This window comes from Pseudomonas sp. AC239, from assembly GCF_979258545.1.
In genome coordinates this window covers 5,732,112-5,754,574 of the sequence record NZ_OZ409864.1, presented here as the reverse complement: position 1 = coordinate 5,754,574, position 22,463 = coordinate 5,732,112, and the positions used below count along the sequence as shown (strand labels likewise).

Annotated in this window: 21 protein-coding genes and 4 tRNA genes; 19 read left to right on the top strand and 6 right to left on the bottom strand. The window is 58.3% G+C overall.

From position 1 onward, the window contains the following. Nucleotides 1–130 precede the first annotated feature (130 nt). Nucleotides 131–649 (top strand): cupin domain-containing protein, encoded by a 519-nt coding sequence (locus ACZ0AZ_RS26075; RefSeq protein ID WP_463538449.1) that lies wholly within the window; start codon nt 131–133, stop codon nt 647–649. 132 nt (nt 650–781) lie between these two features. Here the strand turns inward: ACZ0AZ_RS26075 and ACZ0AZ_RS26070 are convergent, their stop codons facing one another. Beyond that, nucleotides 782–1,426 carry a YceH family protein gene (locus ACZ0AZ_RS26070; protein ID WP_463538448.1) on the bottom strand — a complete coding sequence of 215 codons (645 nt, stop codon included), beginning with the start codon at nt 1,424–1,426 and terminating at the stop codon, nt 782–784. 125 nt (nt 1,427–1,551) lie between these two features. Between ACZ0AZ_RS26070 and ACZ0AZ_RS26065 the strand changes: the two genes are divergently transcribed. After that, nucleotides 1,552–2,061: a DUF1993 domain-containing protein gene (locus ACZ0AZ_RS26065; protein WP_016775348.1), complete on the top strand. Its 510-nt coding sequence runs from the start codon at nt 1,552–1,554 to the stop codon at nt 2,059–2,061. Nucleotides 2,062–2,219: 158 nt separating this feature from the next. Here the strand turns inward: ACZ0AZ_RS26065 and sstT are convergent, their stop codons facing one another. Further along, nucleotides 2,220–3,452 (bottom strand): serine/threonine transporter SstT, encoded by a 1,233-nt coding sequence (gene sstT, locus ACZ0AZ_RS26060; RefSeq protein WP_463538447.1) that lies wholly within the window; start codon nt 3,450–3,452, stop codon nt 2,220–2,222. 307 nt (nt 3,453–3,759) lie between these two features. Between sstT and ACZ0AZ_RS26055 the strand changes: the two genes are divergently transcribed. After that, the gene (locus ACZ0AZ_RS26055; RefSeq protein ID WP_024013467.1) at nt 3,760–4,917 is read left to right on the top strand and encodes an MFS transporter; all 1,158 of its coding nucleotides are present in this window, start codon (nt 3,760–3,762) and stop codon (nt 4,915–4,917) included. On the opposite strand, the gene nhaR is transcribed toward ACZ0AZ_RS26055, so the two are convergent. Next, a complete protein-coding gene (nhaR, locus tag ACZ0AZ_RS26050; RefSeq protein WP_039763383.1) occupies nt 4,912–5,811 on the bottom strand; it encodes a transcriptional activator NhaR in 900 nt (299 codons plus the stop codon). The two genes, ACZ0AZ_RS26055 and nhaR, sit on opposite strands and share 6 nt — an antisense overlap. Before the next feature lie 133 nt (nt 5,812–5,944). Here nhaR and ACZ0AZ_RS26045 point away from each other — a divergent pair, with 133 nt between their 5' ends. Together ACZ0AZ_RS26045 and ACZ0AZ_RS26040 are read left to right on the top strand one after the other, a co-directional pair. Beyond that, entirely contained in the window at nt 5,945–6,187 is a 243-nt protein-coding gene (locus ACZ0AZ_RS26045; RefSeq protein WP_065615992.1) for a hypothetical protein, read from the top strand. A 29-nt stretch (nt 6,188–6,216) separates the two neighbouring features. After that, on the top strand, nt 6,217–6,966 hold the full coding sequence (locus ACZ0AZ_RS26040; protein ID WP_463538446.1) for a TerC family protein: 750 nt from the start codon (nt 6,217–6,219) through the stop codon (nt 6,964–6,966). Nucleotides 6,967–7,213: 247 nt separating this feature from the next. On the opposite strand, the gene ACZ0AZ_RS26035 is transcribed toward ACZ0AZ_RS26040, so the two are convergent. Continuing rightward, complete coding sequence (locus tag ACZ0AZ_RS26035; protein WP_310406486.1) at nt 7,214–7,381, bottom strand: hypothetical protein; 168 nt, start codon at nt 7,379–7,381, stop codon at nt 7,214–7,216. A 234-nt stretch (nt 7,382–7,615) separates the two neighbouring features. Between ACZ0AZ_RS26035 and ACZ0AZ_RS26030 the strand changes: the two genes are divergently transcribed. The 3 genes from ACZ0AZ_RS26030 (at nt 7,616) to ACZ0AZ_RS26020 (ending at nt 8,803) form a co-directional block, all read left to right on the top strand. Further along, complete coding sequence (locus ACZ0AZ_RS26030; RefSeq protein WP_039763381.1) at nt 7,616–8,287, top strand: peptidase C39 family protein; 672 nt, start codon at nt 7,616–7,618, stop codon at nt 8,285–8,287. A gap of 90 nt (nt 8,288–8,377) precedes the next feature. Beyond that, nucleotides 8,378–8,584 (top strand): DUF6021 family protein, encoded by a 207-nt coding sequence (locus ACZ0AZ_RS26025; protein WP_039763378.1) that lies wholly within the window; start codon nt 8,378–8,380, stop codon nt 8,582–8,584. A gap of 12 nt (nt 8,585–8,596) precedes the next feature. Continuing rightward, nucleotides 8,597–8,803, top strand: a complete 207-nt coding sequence (locus tag ACZ0AZ_RS26020; protein WP_039763377.1) for a hypothetical protein — start codon at nt 8,597–8,599, stop codon at nt 8,801–8,803. 54 nt (nt 8,804–8,857) lie between these two features. Here ACZ0AZ_RS26020 and pbpG read toward each other — a convergent pair whose 3' ends face one another. Both pbpG and folD read right to left on the bottom strand, forming a co-directional pair. Next, on the bottom strand, nt 8,858–9,796 hold the full coding sequence (pbpG, locus tag ACZ0AZ_RS26015; RefSeq protein WP_463538445.1) for a D-alanyl-D-alanine endopeptidase: 939 nt from the start codon (nt 9,794–9,796) through the stop codon (nt 8,858–8,860). 230 nt (nt 9,797–10,026) lie between these two features. Then, nucleotides 10,027–10,881, bottom strand: coding sequence for a bifunctional methylenetetrahydrofolate dehydrogenase/methenyltetrahydrofolate cyclohydrolase FolD (gene folD, locus ACZ0AZ_RS26010; protein WP_039763375.1), 855 nt, complete (start codon nt 10,879–10,881; stop codon nt 10,027–10,029). A 275-nt stretch (nt 10,882–11,156) separates the two neighbouring features. Between folD and ACZ0AZ_RS26005 the strand changes: the two genes are divergently transcribed. From ACZ0AZ_RS26005 to ACZ0AZ_RS25955, 11 genes are all read left to right on the top strand, one after another. After that, a tRNA-Arg gene (locus tag ACZ0AZ_RS26005) sits at nt 11,157–11,233 on the top strand. A gap of 32 nt (nt 11,234–11,265) precedes the next feature. Beyond that, a tRNA-His gene (locus ACZ0AZ_RS26000) sits at nt 11,266–11,341 on the top strand. Between the two features lie 57 nt (nt 11,342–11,398). Further along, nucleotides 11,399–11,483, top strand: a tRNA-Leu gene (locus ACZ0AZ_RS25995). A gap of 77 nt (nt 11,484–11,560) precedes the next feature. Next, nucleotides 11,561–11,636: transfer RNA gene (locus ACZ0AZ_RS25990), tRNA-His, on the top strand. A 400-nt stretch (nt 11,637–12,036) separates the two neighbouring features. After that, nucleotides 12,037–13,347, top strand: a complete 1,311-nt coding sequence (gene tig / locus ACZ0AZ_RS25985; RefSeq protein ID WP_016775337.1) for a trigger factor — start codon at nt 12,037–12,039, stop codon at nt 13,345–13,347. A gap of 92 nt (nt 13,348–13,439) precedes the next feature. After that, nucleotides 13,440–14,075: an ATP-dependent Clp endopeptidase proteolytic subunit ClpP gene (clpP, locus tag ACZ0AZ_RS25980; RefSeq protein WP_016775336.1), complete on the top strand. Its 636-nt coding sequence runs from the start codon at nt 13,440–13,442 to the stop codon at nt 14,073–14,075. Nucleotides 14,076–14,187: 112 nt separating this feature from the next. Continuing rightward, nucleotides 14,188–15,471 carry an ATP-dependent Clp protease ATP-binding subunit ClpX gene (gene clpX, locus ACZ0AZ_RS25975; protein ID WP_016775335.1) on the top strand — a complete coding sequence of 428 codons (1,284 nt, stop codon included), beginning with the start codon at nt 14,188–14,190 and terminating at the stop codon, nt 15,469–15,471. 163 nt (nt 15,472–15,634) lie between these two features. Beyond that, on the top strand, nt 15,635–18,031 hold the full coding sequence (gene lon / locus ACZ0AZ_RS25970; RefSeq protein ID WP_039763374.1) for an endopeptidase La: 2,397 nt from the start codon (nt 15,635–15,637) through the stop codon (nt 18,029–18,031). Nucleotides 18,032–18,180: 149 nt separating this feature from the next. Further along, a complete protein-coding gene (locus ACZ0AZ_RS25965; RefSeq protein ID WP_003183171.1) occupies nt 18,181–18,453 on the top strand; it encodes an HU family DNA-binding protein in 273 nt (90 codons plus the stop codon). A gap of 227 nt (nt 18,454–18,680) precedes the next feature. Then, complete coding sequence (locus ACZ0AZ_RS25960; protein ID WP_039763373.1) at nt 18,681–20,552, top strand: SurA N-terminal domain-containing protein; 1,872 nt, start codon at nt 18,681–18,683, stop codon at nt 20,550–20,552. Between the two features lie 752 nt (nt 20,553–21,304). After that, the gene (locus tag ACZ0AZ_RS25955; protein WP_039763372.1) at nt 21,305–22,165 is read left to right on the top strand and encodes a DUF2242 domain-containing protein; all 861 of its coding nucleotides are present in this window, start codon (nt 21,305–21,307) and stop codon (nt 22,163–22,165) included. Nucleotides 22,166–22,463 lie beyond the last annotated feature (298 nt).

Genomic DNA, 22,463 nt, shown 5'->3' with positions numbered 1-22,463 from the left:
AGCTGGAATGCGATTGAATGTGGGAGCGAGCCTGCTCGCGAAGGCCGCGCTGCGGTTCTGGATCACTATCTATAATCCTCGCCGGCACGCACAGACCTGCCCACCTCAAAAACCTTAACCGAGGCCGCCCATGCATCCGCCCATCCTCAACCTCAACGAGGTCGAACTCGAAGCCCTACCCGAAGCCCTCGCGCCGCAAGGCGATACCGCCGGGCGTTATCAGCAGCGTATCGCGCGGATCGGTCAGCAACTGGGTGCGCAGAAGCTCGGTTATCGCTTGTACGCGCTGCCCGCAGGCATGCGCGGCAGTCCATTCCACAGCCATCGGGTCAACGAGGAAATGTTCTACGTGGTGGCCGGGGAGGGCGAGGTGCGGTTGGGAGACGAGCGTTTTCCGATCCGCGCCGGTGATGTGATCGCCTGCCCACCCGGCGGACCGGAGAAGGCACATCAGATCATCAATACCAGCGCGGATGAGCTGCGTTATCTGGCGGTGAGCACTCAGCAGCAGCCGGAGATCTGCGAGTATCCGGACTCGAACAAGTATGCGGTGATCGATCATTTCACGGTGGATGCCGAGGGCGACGCATCGGGCTTTATCGCTGTCGCGCGGCAGGTGGATGGGGTGGATTATTGGGATGGGGAATAGAGCGGGCAGCTGAATATGGCGCAGACCCTGTGGGAGCGAGCCTGCTCGCGAAGGCGGTGGGTCATCCGAGATCGTGGTGACTGACACTACGCGTTCGCGAGCAGGCTCGCTCCCACAGAGGTTCTGTTGTGATTATTCGAGGCGGGCCAGGCGTTCTTCCAGCGCCGCGATGCGGGCCTCGAGTTCTTCGATACGCTCCAGGGACACGCCACCGCCCGAGCGCTCCCCGGGATTCTGCCGCGCCGCCAGGATCGCTTCGATATCTGCCGGATCGCCCAAGGCATGGGTATAACGATCCTCGCGCTGCCCGGCCTGACGCGGAATCAATACCGCCAGTCCGCGTGCAATCAGGCGTTCAAGCTGATGCACGACCTGCTCGGTGTCTTCGAACTCGTGCATGCGCCCGCTGCGGGTCAGCAGTTCGTTGACGGTCTGCGGACCGCGCAGAAACATCAGACCCGTCAGAATCACCTGTGCCGGCACCAGTTCCAGCGCCTTGTCGACCTTGTGCTCCCAGCGGTCGGCACGGCTGCCCATCACCAGCCGGGTAAAGCCACGACCCTCCAGCGCCCGCAGGCTCTGCCCGACCTGGCCCTGATTGAGGTTCATCACCGGTTCGCGGCTGGTTTTCTGATTGCATGCCAGCACTAGTGCGTTGAGGGTCAGCGGGTAGGTTTCCGGGCTGGTGGCCTGTTTTTCGATCAGCGCACCGAGAATGCGGATTTCCGTGGCATTGAGCCGTGGCTGGTCGGAGGTGGATTCTTGTTCGTTGCTCATCGCGCGTTCCCTCTGCAGTCGAAGCCGCCTAGCCTAATCCTTGCCAAACAAAAGGCAAGCCGTGTGCTCATCAAGCATGGCTATAATCGCCACCACGTATTACCCAGCCATCACATGAGATTGCCATGACCATTTCACTGTACGCCGCATCCGTCCCGGTTTTTCAACAAATGCTCAACGCCCTGAGCGATGTGCTGAAAAAGGCCGAAGCCCACGCCAGCGCGAAAAACATCGACCAGAGCGTCTTCCTGCAAGCGCGTCTGTACCCGGACATGTTCCCGCTGGTGCGTCAGGTGCAGATCGCCGTGGATTTCGCCAAAGGCGTGTCGGCGCGTCTGGCCGAAGTCGAACTGCCGAAGTACGACGACACTGAAACCACCTTCGCCGAACTGCAAGCGCTGATCGCCAAGGTTCTGGCCTTCATTGGCGAGATCAAGCCAGAGCAGATCGATGGCAAGGAAGGCATCGAAATCGTCACCCGTCCGGGCACGCCGAAAGAGAAGCGCTTCAGTGGTCAGGCGTATCTGCTGACTTACGGCTTGCCGCAGTTCTTCTTCCACGTCACCACCACCTATGCGTTGCTGCGTCATAACGGCGTGGAAGTGGGCAAGCGCGATTACATGGGCGCGTTCTAAACACCCCGATACGAAAAAGCCCGCCAAGGTTCGCGCCTTGGCGGGCTTTTGTTTTTCTGTGGGAGCGAGCCTGCTCGCGAATGCGGCGTATCAGGCGCTATTTATGCTGAAGGTCTCGCCCCTTTCGCGAGCAGGCTCGCTCCCACAAGGTAAGGCGGTTACGCCGTACGCTGAGCCTTCTCTTCCTCGCCCAGGCAAGCCGCCGCTGTAAACAGCACGTCAGTCGACGAGTTCAGCGCGGTCTCCGCCGAATCCTGCAGCACGCCAATAATGAAGCCCACCGCCACGACCTGCATGGCGATCTCGCTCGGGATGCCGAACAGGCTGCACGCCAGCGGAATCAGCAGCAGCGAACCGCCGGCCACACCCGAAGCACCACAGGCGCAAATCGCGGCGACGACGCTGAGCAGGATCGCGGTCGGGATGTCCACGGCGATGCCCAAGGTGTGCACCGCCGCCAGGGTCAGCACGGTAATGGTGATCGCCGCACCGGCCATGTTGATGGTCGCGCCGAGCGGGATCGATACCGAGTAGGTGTCTTCGTGCAGGCCCAGGCGTTTGCTCAATTCCAGGTTGACCGGAATGTTTGCCGCCGAGCTGCGGGTGAAGAACGCGGTGATGCCGCTTTCGCGCAGGCACATCAGGGTCAACGGGTACGGATTGCGGCGCAGCTTCCAGAACACGATCAGCGGGTTCATCACCAGCGCGACAAACAGCATGCAGCCCAGCAGCACCGCCAGCAGGTGCGCGTAGCCGAGCAGCGCGCCGAAACCGGAGGTGGCCAATGTCGACGCGACCAGGCCGAAGATGCCCAGCGGCGCGAAGCGAATGACCACACGGACGATCACGGTGACGCCGTTGGACAAGTCACCGAGCACTTCGCGAGTGGTGTCGCCAGCGTGGCGGATGGCAATGCCCATGCCGATCGCCCAGGCCAGAATGCCGATGAAATTGGCATTCATCAGCGCGCTGACCGGGTTATCGACGACGCTCAGCAACAGGCTTTGCAGCACTTCGCCGATGCCGCCGGGCGCAGTCACGGCAACGTTTTCGGTGGACAACACCAAACTCGACGGGAACGCCATGCTGGCGACCACGGCCACCACCGCAGCGCTGAATGTGCCCAGCAGGTAGAGGAACAGGATCGGCCGGATGTGGGTTTCCTGGCCGTGCTTGTGGTTGGCGATCGAGGCCATCACCAGCACGAACACCAGAATCGGCGCCACGGCTTTCAACGCCGAGACAAACACCTTGCCGATGAACGCGGTGGACTTCGCCAGCTCCGGTGCAATCAGGGCCAGGGCAATACCGGCGATCAGACCAATGACGATCTGGGTCACCAGACTCAGGCGTTTCAGGCGTTGCAGTAACGAAGGGGATGAAGCGGTCATAGCGGCATCTCTGTTTTTTATAGGGTGCGAAGCGTCGTGGGCAGTCACGAAACGCCTGTCGAAGTGACATCAACGCCGCCAAACGGCACGTTGAACAGCTGTACGATTTTCAGGGCGCGGACTTTATCACAGCGTAGGCGTGAACCTTCAGGCCTGTGACGATCTGCCACCGGATCGGCCCGGCAGATCGGCAGTTTTGGGCAACTCAGTGCGGACGCAGTCTGTTAAGCTTCGCCATCCTCATTTTCAAGTTCTGCCAGCGGGCCTCCGGGTCATCGCTGGTGTCGTCGTTTTGCTGGAGTTGCGCATGCTGTTGCCTATTCTTCTGTTGTCCGCCGCCGGGTTCACGGTGCTGACCACGGAATTCGTCATTGTCGGCCTGTTGCCGGCGATCGCCCGCGACCTCGAAGTCAGCATCCCGCAAGCCGGGCTGCTGGTGACCTTGTTCGCCTTCACCGTGGCGCTGTTCGGCCCGTTCCTCACCGCGTATTTCGCCCGTTTCGAGCGGCGCAAACTGTTCATCAGCATTCTGATCATGTTCGGTCTGGCCAATACCGTTGCAGCGTTGGCGCCGAATATCTGGGTGATGGCCATCGCGCGTCTGATTCCGGCGTTGGGTTTGCCGGTGTTCTGGGCGTTGGCGAGTGAAACCGCCGTCGACATCGTCGGCCCGGATTTCGCCGGCCGCGCCATCGCCAAGATCGGCTTCGGTATCGTCTGCGCCACGGTGTTCGGCATTCCGGTCGGCACGCTGATTTCCGACGCGTTCGGCTGGCGCAGCGCATTCGGCATTCTGGCGTTGATCGCGTTTGCCAAAGCCTTGCTGCTGTTTGTCTACCTGCCGAAAACCAGTCTGCACCAGCATCAGGTCAGCTTCCGTTCGCAGTTCAAAATCTTGCGCAGCCCGCTGATGCTCGGCCATATCCTGTTGTCGATTCTGGTGTTCAGCGGCATGTTCACCGCTTACACCTACCTTGCCGACATCCTCGAACGACTTGCCGGTTTCAACGGCACCGTGGTCGGCTGGTGCCTGATGGCATTTGGCGCAGTCGGGCTGATCGGCAACTCGCTCGGTGGGCGAGCGGTGGATCGGCATCCGTTGGGGGCGTCGGTGTTGTTCTGTGCGTTCATGATCGCCGGTATGGTTTCGCTGGTGCCGAACATTCATTCGCCAGTGGGTCTGGCGGTGGCGATGGGCATCTGGGGCGTGACTCAGGCGGCGCTGTTCCTGGTCAGCCATGTGCGCCTGATGAAAGCCGCGCCGGAAGCGCCGGCCTTCGCCGCGTCGCTGAACATCGCCGGGGCCAATCTCGGCATTGGTCTGGGCGCGATGGTTGGCGGCCGGGTGATCGACAGTGCCGGCCTGGGCTTCCTGGGCTTTGCCGCTGCCGGCTTCATTTTGCTGTCGGTGTTCCTCGCCATGGTGCTGATGACGCTGAAGCCGCGTGAAGTCTGCGCTTCATAACCCGGTAAACAGCTCGCGTCGGGCACCCTCGGTAATCGCTACGATGCCAGGGTGCTTGACCTTGCGCTCCACCGAAATGGCATAGAACGACTCGCTCACCGCGTCGGTCTGGCCGATCAACTCGACGCCGTACTGGCGCTTCACTTCCTCGGCAATCACGCTCGGGCCGATAAAGATCCCGCTGCCGGATTGGCCGAAGGCCTGCATCAAAGCACTGTCATCGAATTCGCCGACAATCTGCGGCTGGATCTGCTGTTCGGCGAACCAGCGCTGCAAACGGCTGCGCACCACGGTTTCCGCGCCGGGAATCAGCAGCGGCGCGCCATGCAGACTGCGCGGGAAATCCTGGCCATACTGCGCGGCGAGTTCGGCGGTGGCGAAAAAACTGATCCCGCATTCACCGAGCTTCTGGCTGTAGCCTTTGATGTCCAGATGCGAAGGCATCGGGCTGTCGGAAATCACCAGATCCAGACGCTGAATGGCCAGATCGGCGAGCAGGCGCTCGAGCTTGTCTTCGCGGCAGGTGATGCGCAGCGGCTCGCTCAACTCCATGGTCGGCGCGATCAGGCGATAAACAATCGATTTGGGCACCACGTCGGCGACGCCGACGCGAAAGAGGATCTGCTGCTCGTTGGGCTGCGCTCGCAGCATCAGCTCCAGCTCGCCGCCCAGTTGAAACATCTGCTCGGCGTAGGGCAGGGCCTGGCGCCCGGCTTCGGTGAGCTCCAGCTGGCGGCCGACACGACGAAACAGTTCCACGTTAAAGGTTTGTTCGAGCAGGGAGATCTGCCCGCTGATGGTCTGCGGTGTCAGGTTCAATTGCTCGCAGGCGCGGACAATGCTGCCGGTCTTGGCCACGACCCAGAAGTAATGCAGTTGGCGGTAGTTGAGCATGTTGATCGTCGCTTCGTGAAAACCGAAGTATAGCCGCTAAAAATACGAATTTTCCTGAACTGTCCATCTCCCTAGAATGCCCAGCCATCGACGGCCGGTGTGCGCGCCTGTCTGTTCATTCGAAGGAAACCTTATGAAATACACATTTCCCGCAGTGATGTTTGCGTCTTTACTGGTTCTGGCCGGTTGCGATCAGGCAGAAAAAAGCGCCCAGCAATTGATGGGCGCGGCGGCTGAAACCGCCAAGCAAGCGATCGACGACACCCACAAGGCCGCCGAGCAAGCGCTCAGCGATGCCACCGGTGGCTTGATCCAGAAGAAAGAAACACCGGAAAAACAGGCGGAAGAATCCGAATCTTCCTCCAAGACCATCTGAACCGTCTTACACAGAGTCAGGACTGACCCATGGAATATCTGTTAGAACTCGCCGCCAGCCCCACCGCCTGGGTTGCTTTGGCCACATTGGTGGTGATGGAAATCGTGCTCGGCATCGATAACCTGATCTTTATCTCGATCCTGACCAACAAGCTGCCCGAACAGCATCGGCAGAAGGCGCGTCGTATCGGTATCGGCATGGCCCTGATTCTGCGTCTGGCGTTGTTGAGCACCATCGCGTTCATCGTGCAGTTGACCGAGCCTGTGATCGAAATCCTTGGCCAGGCGTTCTCCTGGAAGGACATGATCCTCATTGCCGGTGGTCTGTTCCTGGTGTGGAAAGCCACGACCGAGATCCATCACAGCATGGACCCGTCGCCAGAAGATCCGAAGACTGCGGCTTCTACCGTAACGCTGGGTTTTGCTGCGGCTATCGGTCAGATCCTGATGCTCGACATGGTGTTCTCGATCGACAGCATCATTACGGCTGTCGGCATGACCGAACACTTGCCGATCATGATCATCGCGGTAGTAGTGTCGGTGCTGGTGATGCTGCTCGCGGCTGATCCGCTGGCCAAGTTCATCAACGACAACCCGACCGTGGTCATGCTGGCGCTGGGCTTCCTGATCATGATCGGCATGACGCTGATCGCCGAAGGCTTCGGCGCCCACGTACCGAAAGGCTATGTGTACGCGGCCATGGCATTCTCGGCGGGTATCGAAGTGTTGAACATGATGTCGCGCCGGGCGAAGCAGAAGAAGGTTGCTCAGCAGGCGTAATTGCTGAGAACACAAAAAACCGTCTGGGCTGGTTGAGTCCAGGCGGTTTTTTTTCACTTTGATATTGGCGGTGTGTTTGAAAACCAGCTCCTCACCCCAGTCCTCTCCCGAGGAAGAGGGAGCCGATTTTTGGGCTTTTCAAATGCTGAGTTCGGCTGGATATTTCAGGTCTGCGTAACTCAAAAGAACAACCCCAGTCAGTTCCCTCTCCCTCCGGAGAGGGCTAGGGCGAGGGCGCTTTTGATCTTCAATGCGCAGTAACGTGTCGCACGGCATGCTTTTCTGTCTTCTCAACCGGCATCGTCTGCACCGGATGATGATGCCGCCGCGAAATCCGCAGCACACCCCACAACATGGCAGTCGCCACGGCCAGCCAGCCGGCTATCAACATCACGATGGTCATGGTCAGGCTCATTGGTGCCTCCTCTTCGCCCTGCATCGGGCGCCCGCTTTTCGCAATTCGCTCTATTTGAGTGACAGTCTAGTCAATGGGGTGTTTCAAGCTATTGACCAAAGGTCGTTAGCGACCAATCGGTTTGCTCTATGCAATCGCAGAGTCTGCGGTTTAAGGCTATACCGCGGGCGGGTGCGGCTCTATGATCGCTGGCGTTGCCGGAACACGATGACCGGCGTCTGGGTGAGAGTGACGATGGTGCGGGTATTTTCTCGAGTGAGTGGGGCGCTGCTGGTCGCCGTTTGTGTGGCGGCGCTGAGCGGATGTGCAGGCAATGTGGCGCCGCAAGTCAAACGCTTGCCGGAGCGGGTTGAGCTCAGCGGCACTTTCTATCGCGGCGAAGCCAACCAGAGTGGGCCACAGGTGCTGGCCAGTCTGCTGTCGCAACAAGGCATCGTGATCACCCCGGGCCTTCTGGAAAAACCGCTGCACTTGCCGGGCGCTGAGGACAAGCTGCAGCAGAATATGCAGAACCTTGCCCGCGAATATGGCCTGGTCGTCTATCCGCTCGACAGCAACCTGCCAGCGTTGCTGACCCAGGTTGCGGCCGGCTATCCAGTCATGGTGCGTTTCAGTGAGGGTTCGGCATTCTGGGCCGAGCCGCGTTACGCGATCCTGTCCGGCTACGACCGCAATAAACAGAAGGTCCTGCTGCGCGCCGGCATGAATCGTCGGCAGTTGATGGATTTTGGCAGCTTCGAGTCGGCGTTTGACAAGGCCGGTGGCTGGGCGATCCTGATTCAGAAACCGTCGCAGATCCCGGCAGACGTCGATCGCTCCCGTTGGCTGAAAGCCGCCGATGACCTGGCGCAGGCCGGTGAAGAAAACGCTGCGGCGCAGGCGCGAAAGGCCCTTGCGGCGCAATAGACCTCCGTTCGTCATCTGCCGGGCACGACTGCGCCCGGCGAGCCTCTGAAGATTAATGCCCGTGCTTCGCGGGTGAATCAAGGAGGCAACATGGCAGATTCCCCAACCCCGAAAGGTCCGCATTCGTCCGAACATTCCTCCGGCGATGATCTGGGATTCGACCCGGATTCGCCCGACCTTGACGATCCGCAAGTCGATCCGGTCGGGCCGGCGAAGGCGCCACTGGATATCGAGCGCGGTGAAGATCCTAAGAAGCCGGCCAAGCCCTACGACCCGTTGGGCGATCTGAAACCTTGATGTGAGGTGCGTATGAGTACCGATTCCAGTTTTGATGACCACAAACCTGAGAGCGTACCGACCACGCCGGAGCCGGAAGTTGATCCGGTGCTGGATCCGGACAGCCCGATGCGCGATCCACTGGCGCGGCCCAACGTGCTGACACCGGACGTTTCGCCAGAGCCGAGCTCGGGCGATGGCATCCCCGATGACGACAAAATGCCGCTGCCCAACGACTGATGCGCAGACGAAAAAAAGCCCCGAAGATTCGGGGCTTTTTCATGACCGCTGGACCTACTTGGCCGCTTCGACCACGCCGCTCTGACGGCTCTTGAGGTTCTTGTCGGCTTTATATTGCTGCGCCACCGCGGGAACAGTGGCGCTGCGTCCGGTTTCCACCCAGCTGCGGATACGGCTGGCATCGGCAAAATGCGTGTACTTGCCAAAGGCGTCGAGAATCACCAGCGCGACCGGACGGTTGCCCATCTTTGTCACCAACACCAGGCAATGGCCGGCCGGGTTGGTGAAACCGGTCTTGGTGATCTTGATATCCCAACCAGCCTTGTTGACCAAATGATCGGTATTGCGAAAGCCCAAGGTGTAGTTGGGCTTACGGAACGCCACGGTCTTTTCCTTGGTGGTGGTCAGTTGCACAAGAAGCGGTTGCTTGTGCGCGGCCACCAGTAATTTGCTCAGGTCGCGGGCGGTGGAAACGTTGCGCTCGGACAAACCGGTCGGCTCGACGAAGTGCGTGCTGGTCATGCCCAGCGCCTTGGCCTTGGCGTTCATCGCCGCGATAAAAGCCGCATAGCCGCCCGGATAGTGGTGGGCAAGACTCGCGGCAGCGCGGTTTTCCGATGACATCAAGGCGATCAGCAGCATCTCCCGGCGCGGCAGCTCACTCTTGAGTTTGACCCGGGAGAACACACCCTTCATTTCCGGGGTGTTCCTGATGTCGACATCGATCCATTCGTCCATGTTCTGTCGAGCTTCCACCACCACCAGGCCAGTCATCAGCTTGCTGACGGAAGCGATCGGCACGATCACGTCAGGGTTGCTGGAATAGATGACTTTGTTGGTCTGCATATCCATGAGCAGGGCGCTGCCGGACGCGATCTTCAAAGTCGAAGCGTCACGTGGGACAGCGGTGGTTTCCGCAGCGTTGATCGTTGGCGTGATGAATGTGCCTGTAACAGCAAGCAACAGGCTCAGAATCGAGAGACGAATATTCACGCGGGCGAACTCTGAAAGGTTGGATATACCGTTAGTTTGTAACGGGTTATTTCTTAAAACCGGCGCATTTTAGGATTATGGCTGAAGAACTGTCGATGGTTGTTTGTAAGACCTGAAAATCCCGTGAAAAGGCCTGTAAAAAGAGCGGTTTCCGGCGAACGGTTGAAGTTTTTTCTCAGACATGAAAAACCCCGCACGGGGCGGGGTTCTGGTGCAGCGGAAAAAACCACTCAGGCGTGCAGGGTTTCTGCGGCGTAGAGCGTGTTTTCCAGCAGGCAGGCGCGCGTCATCGGGCCAACGCCGCCTGGTACTGGCGTAATCCAGCCGGCGCGGGGCAGGGCGGTTTCGTAGACGACGTCACCGACCAGTTTGCCGTCGTCCTGACGGTTGATGCCGACGTCGATCACGATCGCGCCTTCCTTGATCCACTCGCCCTTGACCAGGCCCGGCTTGCCGGCGGCGACGACCACCAGATCAGCACGGCCGACGTGGCCCGCCAGATCCTTGGTGAAGCGGTGAGTGACAGTGACGGTGCAGCCGGCCAGCAACAATTCCATGGCCATCGGGCGACCGACGATATTCGAGGCACCAACGACCACCGCGTCCATGCCGTAAAGATCAGCGCCAGTGCTTTCCAGCAAGGTCATGATGCCTTTCGGGGTGCACGGACGCAGCAGCGGGATGCGCTGGGCCAGGCGACCGACGTTGTACGGGTGGAAGCCGTCGACGTCTTTGTCCGGGCGAATGCGTTCCAGCAGCTTGGACGCGTCGAGGTGTTCGGGCAGAGGCAACTGCAGGAGCACGCCGTCAATGGCCGGATCGTCATTGAGGCGATCGATCAGATCGGTCAGGGCGTCCTGAGTGGTGTCGGAGGGCAGGTCGTAGGCTTGAGAGAGGAAGCCTACCTCTTCACAGTCTTTACGCTTGTGCGAGACATAAACCTGAGAGGCAGGATCGCTGCCGACCAGGATCACCGCGAGGCCGGGGGTGCGCAGGCCTTGCTGGCGACGCTCGGCAACTCGTTGGGCGATCTGCTGGCGCAGGCTGGCGGCGATCGATTTGCCGTCGATTAGTTGTGCAGTCATTGCGCGTGATTAACCATCGAGAGGGGAAAAAATGAGAACGCATTCTCGCATGTCGAGCGGTGAGGGCAAAGGCGCTTGGTCAGCAAATTCCTCTAACTCCTTTAATTAAATGAATTTTTTTCAAAAAGGATTTGACGACCTTTTGAGCCCTCTATACTATTCGTCGCACTTGTCGGGCACAGCCTAGCACTGGTTAAGAAGGTGAAGCGGAATCAAGGTTCTGCGACACTGGAAAGCACTTAGTTTGTAGTCCTTTAAGAGTACAGATTAACAAGGCGCCCGTAGCTCAGCTGGATAGAGCATCCGCCTTCTAAGCGGATGGTCGCAGGTTCGAGTCCTGCCGGGTGCGCCATTAGGCAGCTTTGGCACAAGTAACGCGATATGGTGGGCGTAGCTCAGTTGGTAGAGCACGGGATTGTGACTCCCGTTGTCGTGGGTTCGATCCCCATCGTCCACCCCATATTTCGAAAGGCGCCAGATTTAACGGTCTGGCGCCTTTGCTTTAAAAGCTTCATCCGCGGATGTGGTGGAATTGGTAGACACACTGGATTTAGGTTCCAGCGCCGCGAGGCGTAAGAGTTCGAGTCTCTTCATCCGCACCAAATAAAGCTTTATCTGTGCCTCGGGCCTGATGAGGTTTTGACAAAGAAGTTGTTTGGCTTTTTTGTTACGCAATATGGTGGGCGTAGCTCAGTTGGTAGAGCACGGGATTGTGACTCCCGTTGTCGTGGGTTCGATCCCCATCGTCCACCCCATATTTCGAAAGGCGCCAGATTTAACAGTCTGGCGCCTTTTTTGTTTTAGCGGTTTTCAAAACCGACCTGGTCGGTTTCAGGTCGCAGGGCAGGGCACTTCATCGCATTTAAACGATCCGATGACGCTGAACTGCTCGTCGTTCCGGTTTTGCTGGAATGGCAGTCAGGGCGGATTTGATAGTTGCTTCTATATATAGAGGCGTTGAAACAGAGCCCTGACCTGATCGCTTGTATTCGCCAGTGGAGTGCGCGGCATTCGTGCGGCGCTCCCTATAAATTGCCTGCTGTTTTTTTACCCGTTTCCAGTAGGGTGACTTCTTGAGTTTGACCCACTAGAATGCATGCCCTTGATTCTGGGGTCGGAAACGGCCGGCTAACGTCTGTGCAACGAGGAATATCCATGCAAGTTTCTGTTGAAAATACTACTGCTCTCGAGCGCCGCATGAGCGTCACCGTGCCGGCAGAGCGCATCGAGACTCAGGTCAACAAGCGTCTGCAGCAGACTGCCCAAAAGGCCAAAATTGCTGGCTTCCGTCCAGGCAAAGTGCCAATGAGCGAAATCAAGCGCCGTTTCGGTGCTGATGCGCGTCAGGAAGCGGTAGGCGACGTCATCCAGTCTTCCTTCTACGAAGCTGTGGTCGAGCAGAAGCTCAACCCTGCCGGTTCGCCTTCGATCGAGCCAAAGTCGCTCGAAGCGGGCAAGGATCTGGAATACGTTGCTGTGTTCGAAGTCTTCCCTGAGTTCACCGTTGCTGGCTTCGAAGGCATCACCGTTGAGCGTCTGAGCGCTGAAGTGGCTGACGCTGACCTGGACAAGATGCTCGACATCCTGCGCAAGCAGAACACCCGTTTCGAAGTGGCCGACCGTGCTGCCCAGAACGAAGACCAACTGAACATCGATTTCGTTGGCAAGGTTGACGGCGAAGTATTCGCTGGCGGTTCCGCCAAGGGCACTCAGTTGGTACTGGGTTCCGGCCGCATGATCCCGGGCTTCGAAGAAGGCCTGGTTGGTGCTAAAGCTGGCGAAGAGCGCGTTCTGAACCTGACCTTCCCTGAGGACTATCAGAACCTGGACCTGGCTGGCAAAACCGCCGAGTTCACCGTGACCGTCAACACTGTGTCCGAGCCTAAGCTGCCTGAGCTGAACGAAGAGTTCTTCGCTCAATTCGGCATCAAGGAAAGCGGCATCGACGGTTTCCGCACCGAAGTTCGCAAGAACATGGAGCGTGAACTGCGTCAGGCGATCAAATCCAAGGTCAAGAATCAGGTAATGGACGGTCTGCTGGCCACCAACCCGATCGAAGTGCCAAAGGCTCTGCTGTCCAACGAAGTTGACCGTCTGCGCGTGCAGGCTGTTCAGCAGTTCGGCGGCAACATCAAGCCAGACCAACTGCCAGCCGAGCTGTTCGAAGAGCAAGCCAAGCGCCGCGTCGTGCTGGGCCTGATCGTTGCTGAAGTGGTCAAGCAGTTCGACCTCAAGCCTGACGAAGCTCGCGTTCGCGAAATGATTCAGGAAATGGCTTCCGCTTACCAGGAGCCAGAGCAGGTCGTGTCGTGGTACTACAAAAACGAGCAGCAACTGAACGAAGTGCGTTCGGTTGTGCTGGAAGAACAAGTTGTGGATACTGTTCTGCAGAAAGCTAGTGTGACCGACAAATCGGTCTCCTACGAAGAAGCAGTCAAGCCGGTAGAAGCTCCAGCAGCCGACTGATTGATTTTGCGTTAGAAGTGCACACCATAAGCCAGCTCTCGAGCTGGCTTATGCGTATTCAAGACATAACTATTTGGGAGCGACTGCAGAGCATGTTCCGTAATTCTTATATTCAGCAGAACTCTGATATCCAGGCCGCCGGCGGCCTGGTCCCGATGGTTGTCGAGCAGTCCGCTCGTGGCGAACGCGCCTACGACATCTACTCGCGCCTGCTCAAGGAGCGAGTGATCTTTCTGGTGGGCCCGGTAGAGGACTACATGGCCAACCTGATCTGTGCGCAGCTGCTGTTCCTTGAAGCGGAAAACCCGGACAAGGACATCCATCTGTACATCAACTCGCCGGGCGGTTCGGTGACTGCAGGCATGTCGATCTACGACACCATGCAGTTCATCAAGCCGAACGTGTCGACCACCTGCATCGGTCAGGCCTGCAGCATGGGTGCATTCCTGCTCACCGCAGGTGCGCCGGGCAAGCGTTTCTGCCTGCCGAACTCGCGTGTGATGATTCACCAGCCACTGGGTGGTTTCCAGGGCCAGGCATCGGATATCGAAATCCATGCCAAGGAAATCCTCTTCATCCGCGAGCGTCTGAACATGCTGATGGCCAAGCACAGCGGCCGTACTCTGGAAGAAATCGAGCGCGATACCAATCGCGACAACTTCATGAGTGCCGAAGCTGCGAAGGAATACGGCCTGATCGACGAAGTGATCAACCAGCGTCCAGCTTAATATAAGCAGCGCAAAACAGGCCTGATCGGCATGTCCGATCAGCGGCGGGCTTGAAAAAGCCCGCAATAGCCTTCATCTTGTGTTGCAAGCCTATCGGATTTGGATCGAACGAATGACTGACACCCGCAACGGCGAGGACAACGGCAAGCTGCTCTATTGCTCCTTCTGTGGCAAAAGCCAGCATGAAGTGCGCAAATTGATTGCCGGCCCCTCGGTCTTTATCTGCGACGAGTGCGTCGACCTGTGCAATGACATCATCCGCGAGGAGGTGCAGGAAGCACAGGCCGAAAGCAGCGCGCATAAATTGCCTTCGCCTAAAGAAATCAGCGGCATCCTAGACCAGTACGTCATTGGTCAGGAGCGTGCGAAAAAGGTTCTGGCCGTAGCGGTGTACAACCACTACAAGCGTCTGAACCAGCGTGACAAGAAGGCTGACGACGTCGAACTCGGCAAGAGCAACATCCTGCTGATCGGCCCGACAGGCTCCGGTAAAACCCTGCTGGCCGAAACGCTGGCCCGCTTGCTGAATGTTCCGTTCACCATTGCCGACGCAACCACCCTCACCGAGGCCGGTTACGTGGGTGAGGATGTCGAGAACATCATTCAGAAGCTGCTGCAGAAGTGCGATTACGACGTAGAGAAAGCCCAGATGGGTATTGTCTACATCGACGAAATCGACAAGATTTCCCGCAAGTCCGACAACCCGTCGATCACCCGCGATGTTTCCGGTGAGGGCGTGCAGCAGGCCTTGCTCAAGTTGATCGAAGGCACGGTCGCTTCGGTACCGCCGCAAGGTGGCCGCAAGCATCCGCAGCAGGAATTCCTGCAGGTCGACACCCGTAACATCCTGTTCATCTGCGGTGGTGCGTTCTCCGGCCTGGAAAAGGTCATTCAGAACCGTTCCACCAAAGGCGGCATCGGCTTCAACGCCGAAGTGCGCAGCAAGGAAGAGGGCAAGAAAGTCGGTGAATCCCTTCGTGAAGTCGAGCCTGACGATCTGGTCAAGTTCGGTCTGATCCCGGAATTCGTCGGTCGTCTGCCGGTCCTGGCGACACTGGACGAACTCGACGAGGCTGCGCTGATGCAAATCCTCACCGAGCCGAAAAATGCTCTGACCAAACAGTATGCCAAGCTGTTCGAGATGGAAGGCGTGGATCTGGAATTCCGTTCCGACGCGCTGAAATCGGTCGCCAAGCGTGCACTGGAACGTAAAACCGGTGCCCGTGGCCTGCGCTCGATTCTCGAAGGTGTGCTGCTCGACACGATGTATGAAATCCCCTCGCAATCCGAGGTGAGCAAAGTCGTGATCGATGAAAGCGTCATCGAAGGCAAGTCCAAGCCACTGTATATCTACGAAAACAGTGAGCCGACGGCCAAGGCAGCGCCGGACGCATAAGCGTCCACCGCGCCGCAACAAAGAAGGGGCCTTCGGGCCTCTTTTTTTTTAAGTCGTTTTTTGCCTGCGCTTTGCGCTTGTTTTTTTTCGAGGCAGCCCCCATCTTGGTTTCAAGCTTAATTCCATCTGATTACGGCCATACGGCCGCCGTAGAGGCGAAATCATGAAGACAACCATCGAATTGCCTCTCCTGCCATTGCGTGATGTCGTGGTTTATCCGCACATGGTTATCCCGCTGTTCGTGGGGCGCGAGAAATCCATCGAAGCCCTCGAGGCAGCGATGACGGGTGACAAGCAGATCTTGCTGCTGGCCCAGAGAAACCCGGCTGACGATGATCCCGGTGAAGACGCTCTCTATCGCGTAGGTACGATTGCCACGGTTCTGCAGCTGCTGAAGCTGCCTGATGGCACCGTCAAGGTTCTGGTCGAAGGCGAGCAGCGTGGCACCGTCGAACGCTTCAGCGAAATCGATGGCCACTGCCGCGCCGAAGTTTCTCTGATCGAGGAAGTCGACGCCGCCGAGCGCGAGTCGGAAGTCTTCGTGCGCACGCTGCTGTCGCAGTTCGAGCAATACGTTCAGCTGGGCAAGAAGGTTCCGGCTGAAGTCCTGTCGTCGCTCAACAGCATCGATGAGCCCGGTCGTCTGGTCGACACCATGGCCGCGCACATGGCGCTGAAAATCGAGCAGAAGCAGGAAATCCTCGAAATCGTCGATCTGTCGGCCCGTGTCGAGCACGTGCTGGCACTGCTGGATGCCGAGATTGACTTGCTGCAGGTCGAGAAACGCATTCGCGGTCGCGTGAAAAAGCAAATGGAGCGCAGCCAGCGCGAGTACTACCTGAATGAGCAGATGAAGGCCATTCAGAAAGAGCTCGGCGACGGTGACGAAGGTCACAATGAAATCGAAGAGCTGAAAAAGCGCATCGATGCTGCCGGCCTGCCAAAGGATGCACTGGCCAAAGCCACTGCCGAGCTGAACAAGCTCAAGCAAATGTCGCCGATGTCCGCTGAAGCCACCGTAGTGCGCTCGTACATCGACTGGCTGGTGCAGGTGCCGTGGAAGGCGCAAAGCAAAGTCCGCCTCGATCTGGCCCGTGCAGAAGATATTCTCGACGCCGATCACTATGGTCTCGAAGAGGTCAAGGAGCGCATCCTTGAATACCTCGCCGTGCAGAAGCGCGTGAAGAAAATTCGTGGCCCGGTGTTGTGCCTGGTCGGTCCTCCTGGCGTGGGTAAGACCTCGCTGGCGGAATCGATTGCCCACGCAACCAACCGTAAATTCGTGCGTATGGCCTTGGGCGGCGTGCGTGATGAAGCGGAAATCCGTGGTCACCGCCGGACCTACATCGGTTCGATGCCGGGAAGATTGATTCAAAAGATGACAAAAGTGGGCGTACGCAACCCGCTGTTTCTGCTCGATGAAATCGACAAGATGGGCAGCGACATGCGTGGCGATCCGGCGTCGGCGTTGCTGGAAGTGCTCGACCCTGAGCAAAACCACAACTTCAATGATCACTATCTCGAAGTCGATTACGACCTCTCCGATGTGATGTTCCTGTGCACGTCGAACTCGATGAACATTCCGCCAGCGCTGCTGGACCGGATGGAAGTCATCCGTCTGCCGGGTTACACCGAAGACGAGAAGATCAACATCGCCGTGAAATATCTGTCGCCTAAACAGATCGCCGCCAATGGTCTGAAGAAGGGCGAGCTGGAGTTCGACGAGGAAGCGATCCGCGACATCATCCGTTACTACACCCGTGAAGCGGGCGTGCGTGGCCTCGAGCGGCAGATTGCCAAGGTCTGCCGCAAGGCGGTCAAAGAGCATGCCCTCGAAAAACGCTTCTCGGTGAAAGTGACAGCTGATCTGCTCGAGCATTTCCTCGGCGTGCGCAAGTTCCGCTACGGCCTGGCCGAGCAGCAGGATCAAGTGGGTCAGGTGACGGGCTTGGCGTGGACTCAGGTCGGCGGTGAATTGCTGACCATCGAAGCTGCAGTGATTCCGGGTAAAGGACAACTGATCAAGACCGGTTCGCTCGGTGATGTAATGGTCGAATCGATCACTGCCGCACAAACCGTGGTGCGCAGCCGCGCCAAGAGTCTGGGCATTCCGCTGGACTTCCACGAGAAGCGCGACACCCACATTCACATGCCGGAAGGGGCGACCCCGAAAGACGGCCCTAGCGCTGGCGTAGGCATGTGCACGGCGCTGGTCTCGGCGTTGACCGGCATTCCGGTACGCGCCGATGTCGCCATGACCGGTGAGATCACGCTGCGTGGGCAAGTGCTGGCGATCGGCGGTTTGAAAGAAAAACTGCTGGCGGCACATCGCGGCGGAATCAAGATTGTGATTATTCCGGAAGAAAACGTCCGCGATCTGAAGGAGATTCCTGACAATATCAAGCAGGATCTGCAGATCAAACCGGTTAAATGGATTGACGAGGTCCTGCAAATTGCGCTGCAATACGCGCCGGAGCCCTTGCCGGATGTGGCTCCGGAGATAGTTGCCAAGGACGAAAAACGCGAGTCTGATGCCAAGGAAAGAATTAGCACGCATTAATACGTTTTAGTCTGGGGGGCTTTCCTTGACAGCATTTTAGAGCCCTTGTTATAAAGCGGCTCTTAAGTGTCTGTAGGCCATTCAGCACTCGTTTTTGCTTTCACCAAAAAACTTAGAAACATCTCAAAATAGATATAAGGGGACTTAGAGTGAACAAGTCGGAACTGATTGATGCTATCGCTGCATCCGCTGATATCCCGAAAGCTGCTGCTGGCCGTGCGCTGGACGCTGTAATCGAATCCGTCACTGGCGCTCTGAAGGCTGGCGACTCCGTTGTTCTGGTTGGTTTCGGTACTTTCTCCGTGACTGACCGTCCGGCTCGTACCGGTCGTAACCCTCAAACCGGCAAGACTCTGGAAATCCCGGCTGCCAAGAAGCCAGGTTTCAAAGCCGGTAAAGCACTGAAAGAAGCTGTTAACTGAGTTTTCAGGTTTTTACCCATCCGGGTCGGGGTCAAGCCTGACTTGGCAGCGGAGCGGTAGAGCAGGTGGCTGGAACAGGCACCTGTAACGCCGGGATCGAGGGTTCGAGCCCTGTCCGCTCCGCCAGTTACGAGAAGGCGCATCCTCGGATGCGCCTTTCTTCTATCCGGATTCTACCCACGCTCCACGGTTGCCTAAATTGAAGTTCAACCGTTTCTGGGGGACGCATGCTGCAGAATATCAGGGACAATTCACAAGGCTGGATTGCCAAGACAATTATCGGAGTCATCGTTGCACTGATGGCTCTGACCGGTTTCGATGCCATTTTCCAGGCCACGACTCACAAGAACGAGGCGGCCAAGGTCAACGGTGACGAAATCAGCCAGAACGAGCTGAGCCAGGCCGTTGACATGCAACGCCGTCAGCTGATGCAACAGCTGGGCAAGGACTTCGATGCTTCCTTGCTCGACGAGAAAATGCTGCGCGAATCGGCTCTCAAAGGCCTGATCGACCGCAAGTTGCTGCTGCAAGGCGCCGAACAGGCGAAATTCTCTTTCTCCGAAGCCGCGCTGGATCAGGTGATTCTGCAAACGCCTGAATTCCAGGTTGACGGCAAGTTCAGCTCCGAGCGTTTCGACCAGGTGATCCGTCAACTGGGTTACAGCCGCATGCAGTTCCGCCAGATGCTGGCTCAGGAAATGTTGATCGGCCAGTTGCGCGCCGGTGTTGCAGGCAGCGGTTTCGTCACCGACGCCGAAGTGCTGGCATTCGCCCGTCTGGAAAAACAGACCCGTGATTTCGCCACTCTGAACGTCAAGGCCGACCCGGCTGCGGTCAAGCTGACCGATGACGAGGTCAAGGCTTACTACGACGAGCACGCCAAGGAATTCATGACGCCGGATCAGGTGATCATCGATTACGTCGAGCTCAAGAAATCGTCGTTCTTCGATCAGGTCGCGGTCAAGGATGAAGACCTGCAGGCGGCGTATCAGAAAGAGATCGCCAACCTGTCGGAACAGCGTCGTGCCGCGCACATCCTCATCGAAGTGAACGACAAGACCAGCGAAGCGCAGGCCAAGGCGAAGATCGAAGAAGTCCAGGCGCGTCTGGCCAAGGGCGAGAAATTCGAAGCGCTGGCCAAAGAGTTCTCGCAGGATCCGGGTTCCGCCAACAATGGTGGTGACCTGGGTTATGCCGGTCCTGGCGTTTACGACCCGGCTTTCGAAAAAGCGCTGTACGCCTTGTCGAAAGAGCAGGTGTCCGAGCCGATTCGTACCGACTTCGGTTATCACCTGATCAAGCTGTTGGGCGTGGAAGCGCCTGAAGTACCGACCCTGGCCAGCCTGAAAGACAAGCTGACCCGCGAGCTGAAAGCCGCTCAGGTCGAGCAGCGTTTTGTTGAGGCGACCAAGCAGTTGGAAGACTCGGCGTTCGAAGCCTCTGACCTGGCACAGCCAGCAGCGGACCTGAAATTGACCGTGCACACGTCCAAGCCGTTCGGCCGTGAAGGTGGCGAAGGTGTTGCCGCCAACCGTGCCGTGGTCACTGCTGCATTCAGCCCGGAAGTCATTGATGAGGGTGCCAACAGCACCGCCATCGAGCTGGATCCGGAAACCGTGATCGTGCTGCGTTCCAAGGAGCACCTGAAGCCTGCGCAGCTGCCGCTGGAAAGCGTGACTGCGGCGATCCGTACTCAGCTGACCAAGGAACATGCCAGTGCCGAGGCCAAGACCCGTGCCGAGAAGCTGATCGCCGATCTGCGTGACGGCAAGGCGCCGCTGGACAAGGCGGTTGATGGTCAGAACTGGAAAACCACCGAAGCGGCTACTCGTGGTCAGGAAGGGGTTGATCCGGCCGTGCTGCAGGCGTTGTTCCGTATGCCGAAACCGGCTGCCAAGGACAAGCCGACGTTCTCCAGCGTTACGTTGCCGGATGGCAGTCTGATGATCGTGCGTCTGAATGGCGTCAATGAAGCGGCTGCACCGACGGATGAAGAGAAGGCGCAATATCGTCGTTTCCTCGCCTCCCGTGAAGGGCAGCAGGACTTTGCGGCGTATCGCAAGCAGTTGGAAGCTGAGGCGAAGATCGAGCGGTTTTGATCTTTTGACTGGCGTTTGAAGGAGCCCCGGCCTGATGGTCGGGGCTTTTTTGTTTTTTGGGCGTGGCGGCCTTTGGGCCGGCCAGGCTCTTGTGGGGTTGGGTGAATATCCGTTGCTTCGGTAGCGGCTGCTGGCGGTTTCGCCCTTACGGCGACTTGCTTTTTTACAAGCGCCTAAAAAAGTAAGCAAAAAACGCTAGCTTCTGCGTTCGGCCCTCGCAGGCTCGGGTTCCTTCGCTCCGGGACTGATCCGGGCGCAGCGGCTACGGTTTGCTTCGCTGCACCTCCTTCCGCTGTGTCTGGCTGCGCCAGACGGTCGCTGCGCTCCCACGCCCGGATCAATACCTCCACTCAGCCTTCCGACGTCGCCGGTGGATCAAGATCAAGAGCATTCGAGCTTGCGCTCATTGTTGAGTGGGGCGGCTTCGCCGCGGGCAGCTGCGCTGCTTTGCTTTTGCTTTTGCTTTTGTGGGAGCGAGCCTGCTCGCGAAGGCGGCCTGACAGCCGACCTGATTCTTGGATGTACTACGTCCCTTAACGGTTTAGAACAGGTCGGGCGGTTAGGGTGTTGTGGCCGTCGAGTCGACAGGCGACGGGGAAATTGCGCGTGCCGATCGATCATTTGTCGGCGCGGCTTTTTCCATCCGGCGAGGACCGGTAAAGTTGTAACCGATTCTTGACACTATTCCATGCGCCATGGGGCGGCGATCTGTTGCACAATACGCCCCGGACTGTTTTCCCTCAGGATGTTCAATGTTGATTTCCACTCCCATGCGTGTTGTCGGGCTGGCGCTTTTGTTGACTGCGGTGACCGGTTGTTCGAAGGACAAGCCGATCTATGAGCATGAGAACTTCGATGACTCCGGCACCTTTTCGCGCAATTACCCGGTGACTGATACCGCCAGCTGCGAAGCGGCCCGTCGCGCGTTGCTCAGTCAGGGCTACATCATTACCAGCAGTGATCCGAAGCTGGTCAGCGGTCACAAGAGCTTCCAGCAGACCGGCGAGACCCATCTCGAGATCAGCTTCAACGTGGTCTGTGCCGAAGATGGCAGCGCCGGGCATCACGCGACGGTGTTCGCCAACGCCCTCCAGGACCGTTATGCGCTGAAGAAGACCAACAATTCGGCCAGCCTCGGGGTTGGTGTGCTGGGCTCGGTGTCGATGCCGATCGGCTCCTCGGATGATTCGATGGTCAAGGTCGCCAGTGAGACCGTCACTGCGCAGAAGTTCTACGAGCGGTTCTTCACACTGGTGGAGCAGTTCCTGCCCGCCGATGCGAAGAAGGCTGCACACATCGAAGAAAAACCGAAAACCGACCTCGGTGTGCCTGAGCCGAAGGTGACGCCTGCTCCGGCTGCTGCGCCACTGGTGCCGACACCTGCGGCGGAACCGGCTCCTGCGCCAGCTGCCGAGCCTGCACCGGCGCCTGTCGACACCGCGCCAGTGAGTTCCGAGCCGGTCGTGCCACCCGCGGAGTCGGCGCCGATCACGCCAGCGCCTGCGCCCGCAGAAGAGCCAGCGCCGGCCAGCGAAACCATCACGCCACCGACCAACCCGGATATTCCGCCACCGTCCGAGCCGATTCCGGCGATGCCTGCGTCGGGCCAATAAAAAACTCAGCGAAACCCTGTGGGAGCGAGCCTGCTCGCGAATGCGTAGTGTCAGTCGACAGATGATCAGACTGACACACCGCCTTCGCGAGCTGGCTCGCTCCCACAGTGGTTTTCGGGTGGGCATAAGATCTGGTTACATACCTGCGACATCAGCGCCGCGATAAATCCCCAACCACCTGCTACGTTTTATTCATGAAGGCGGCGTTTCACTTTTCCTTCACACGGGCACTTTATGCTCGGGGCACAGGTCGATTGATCAGGCCATTTTCATAGCGAGCGGTTTGGGGGATTTATAC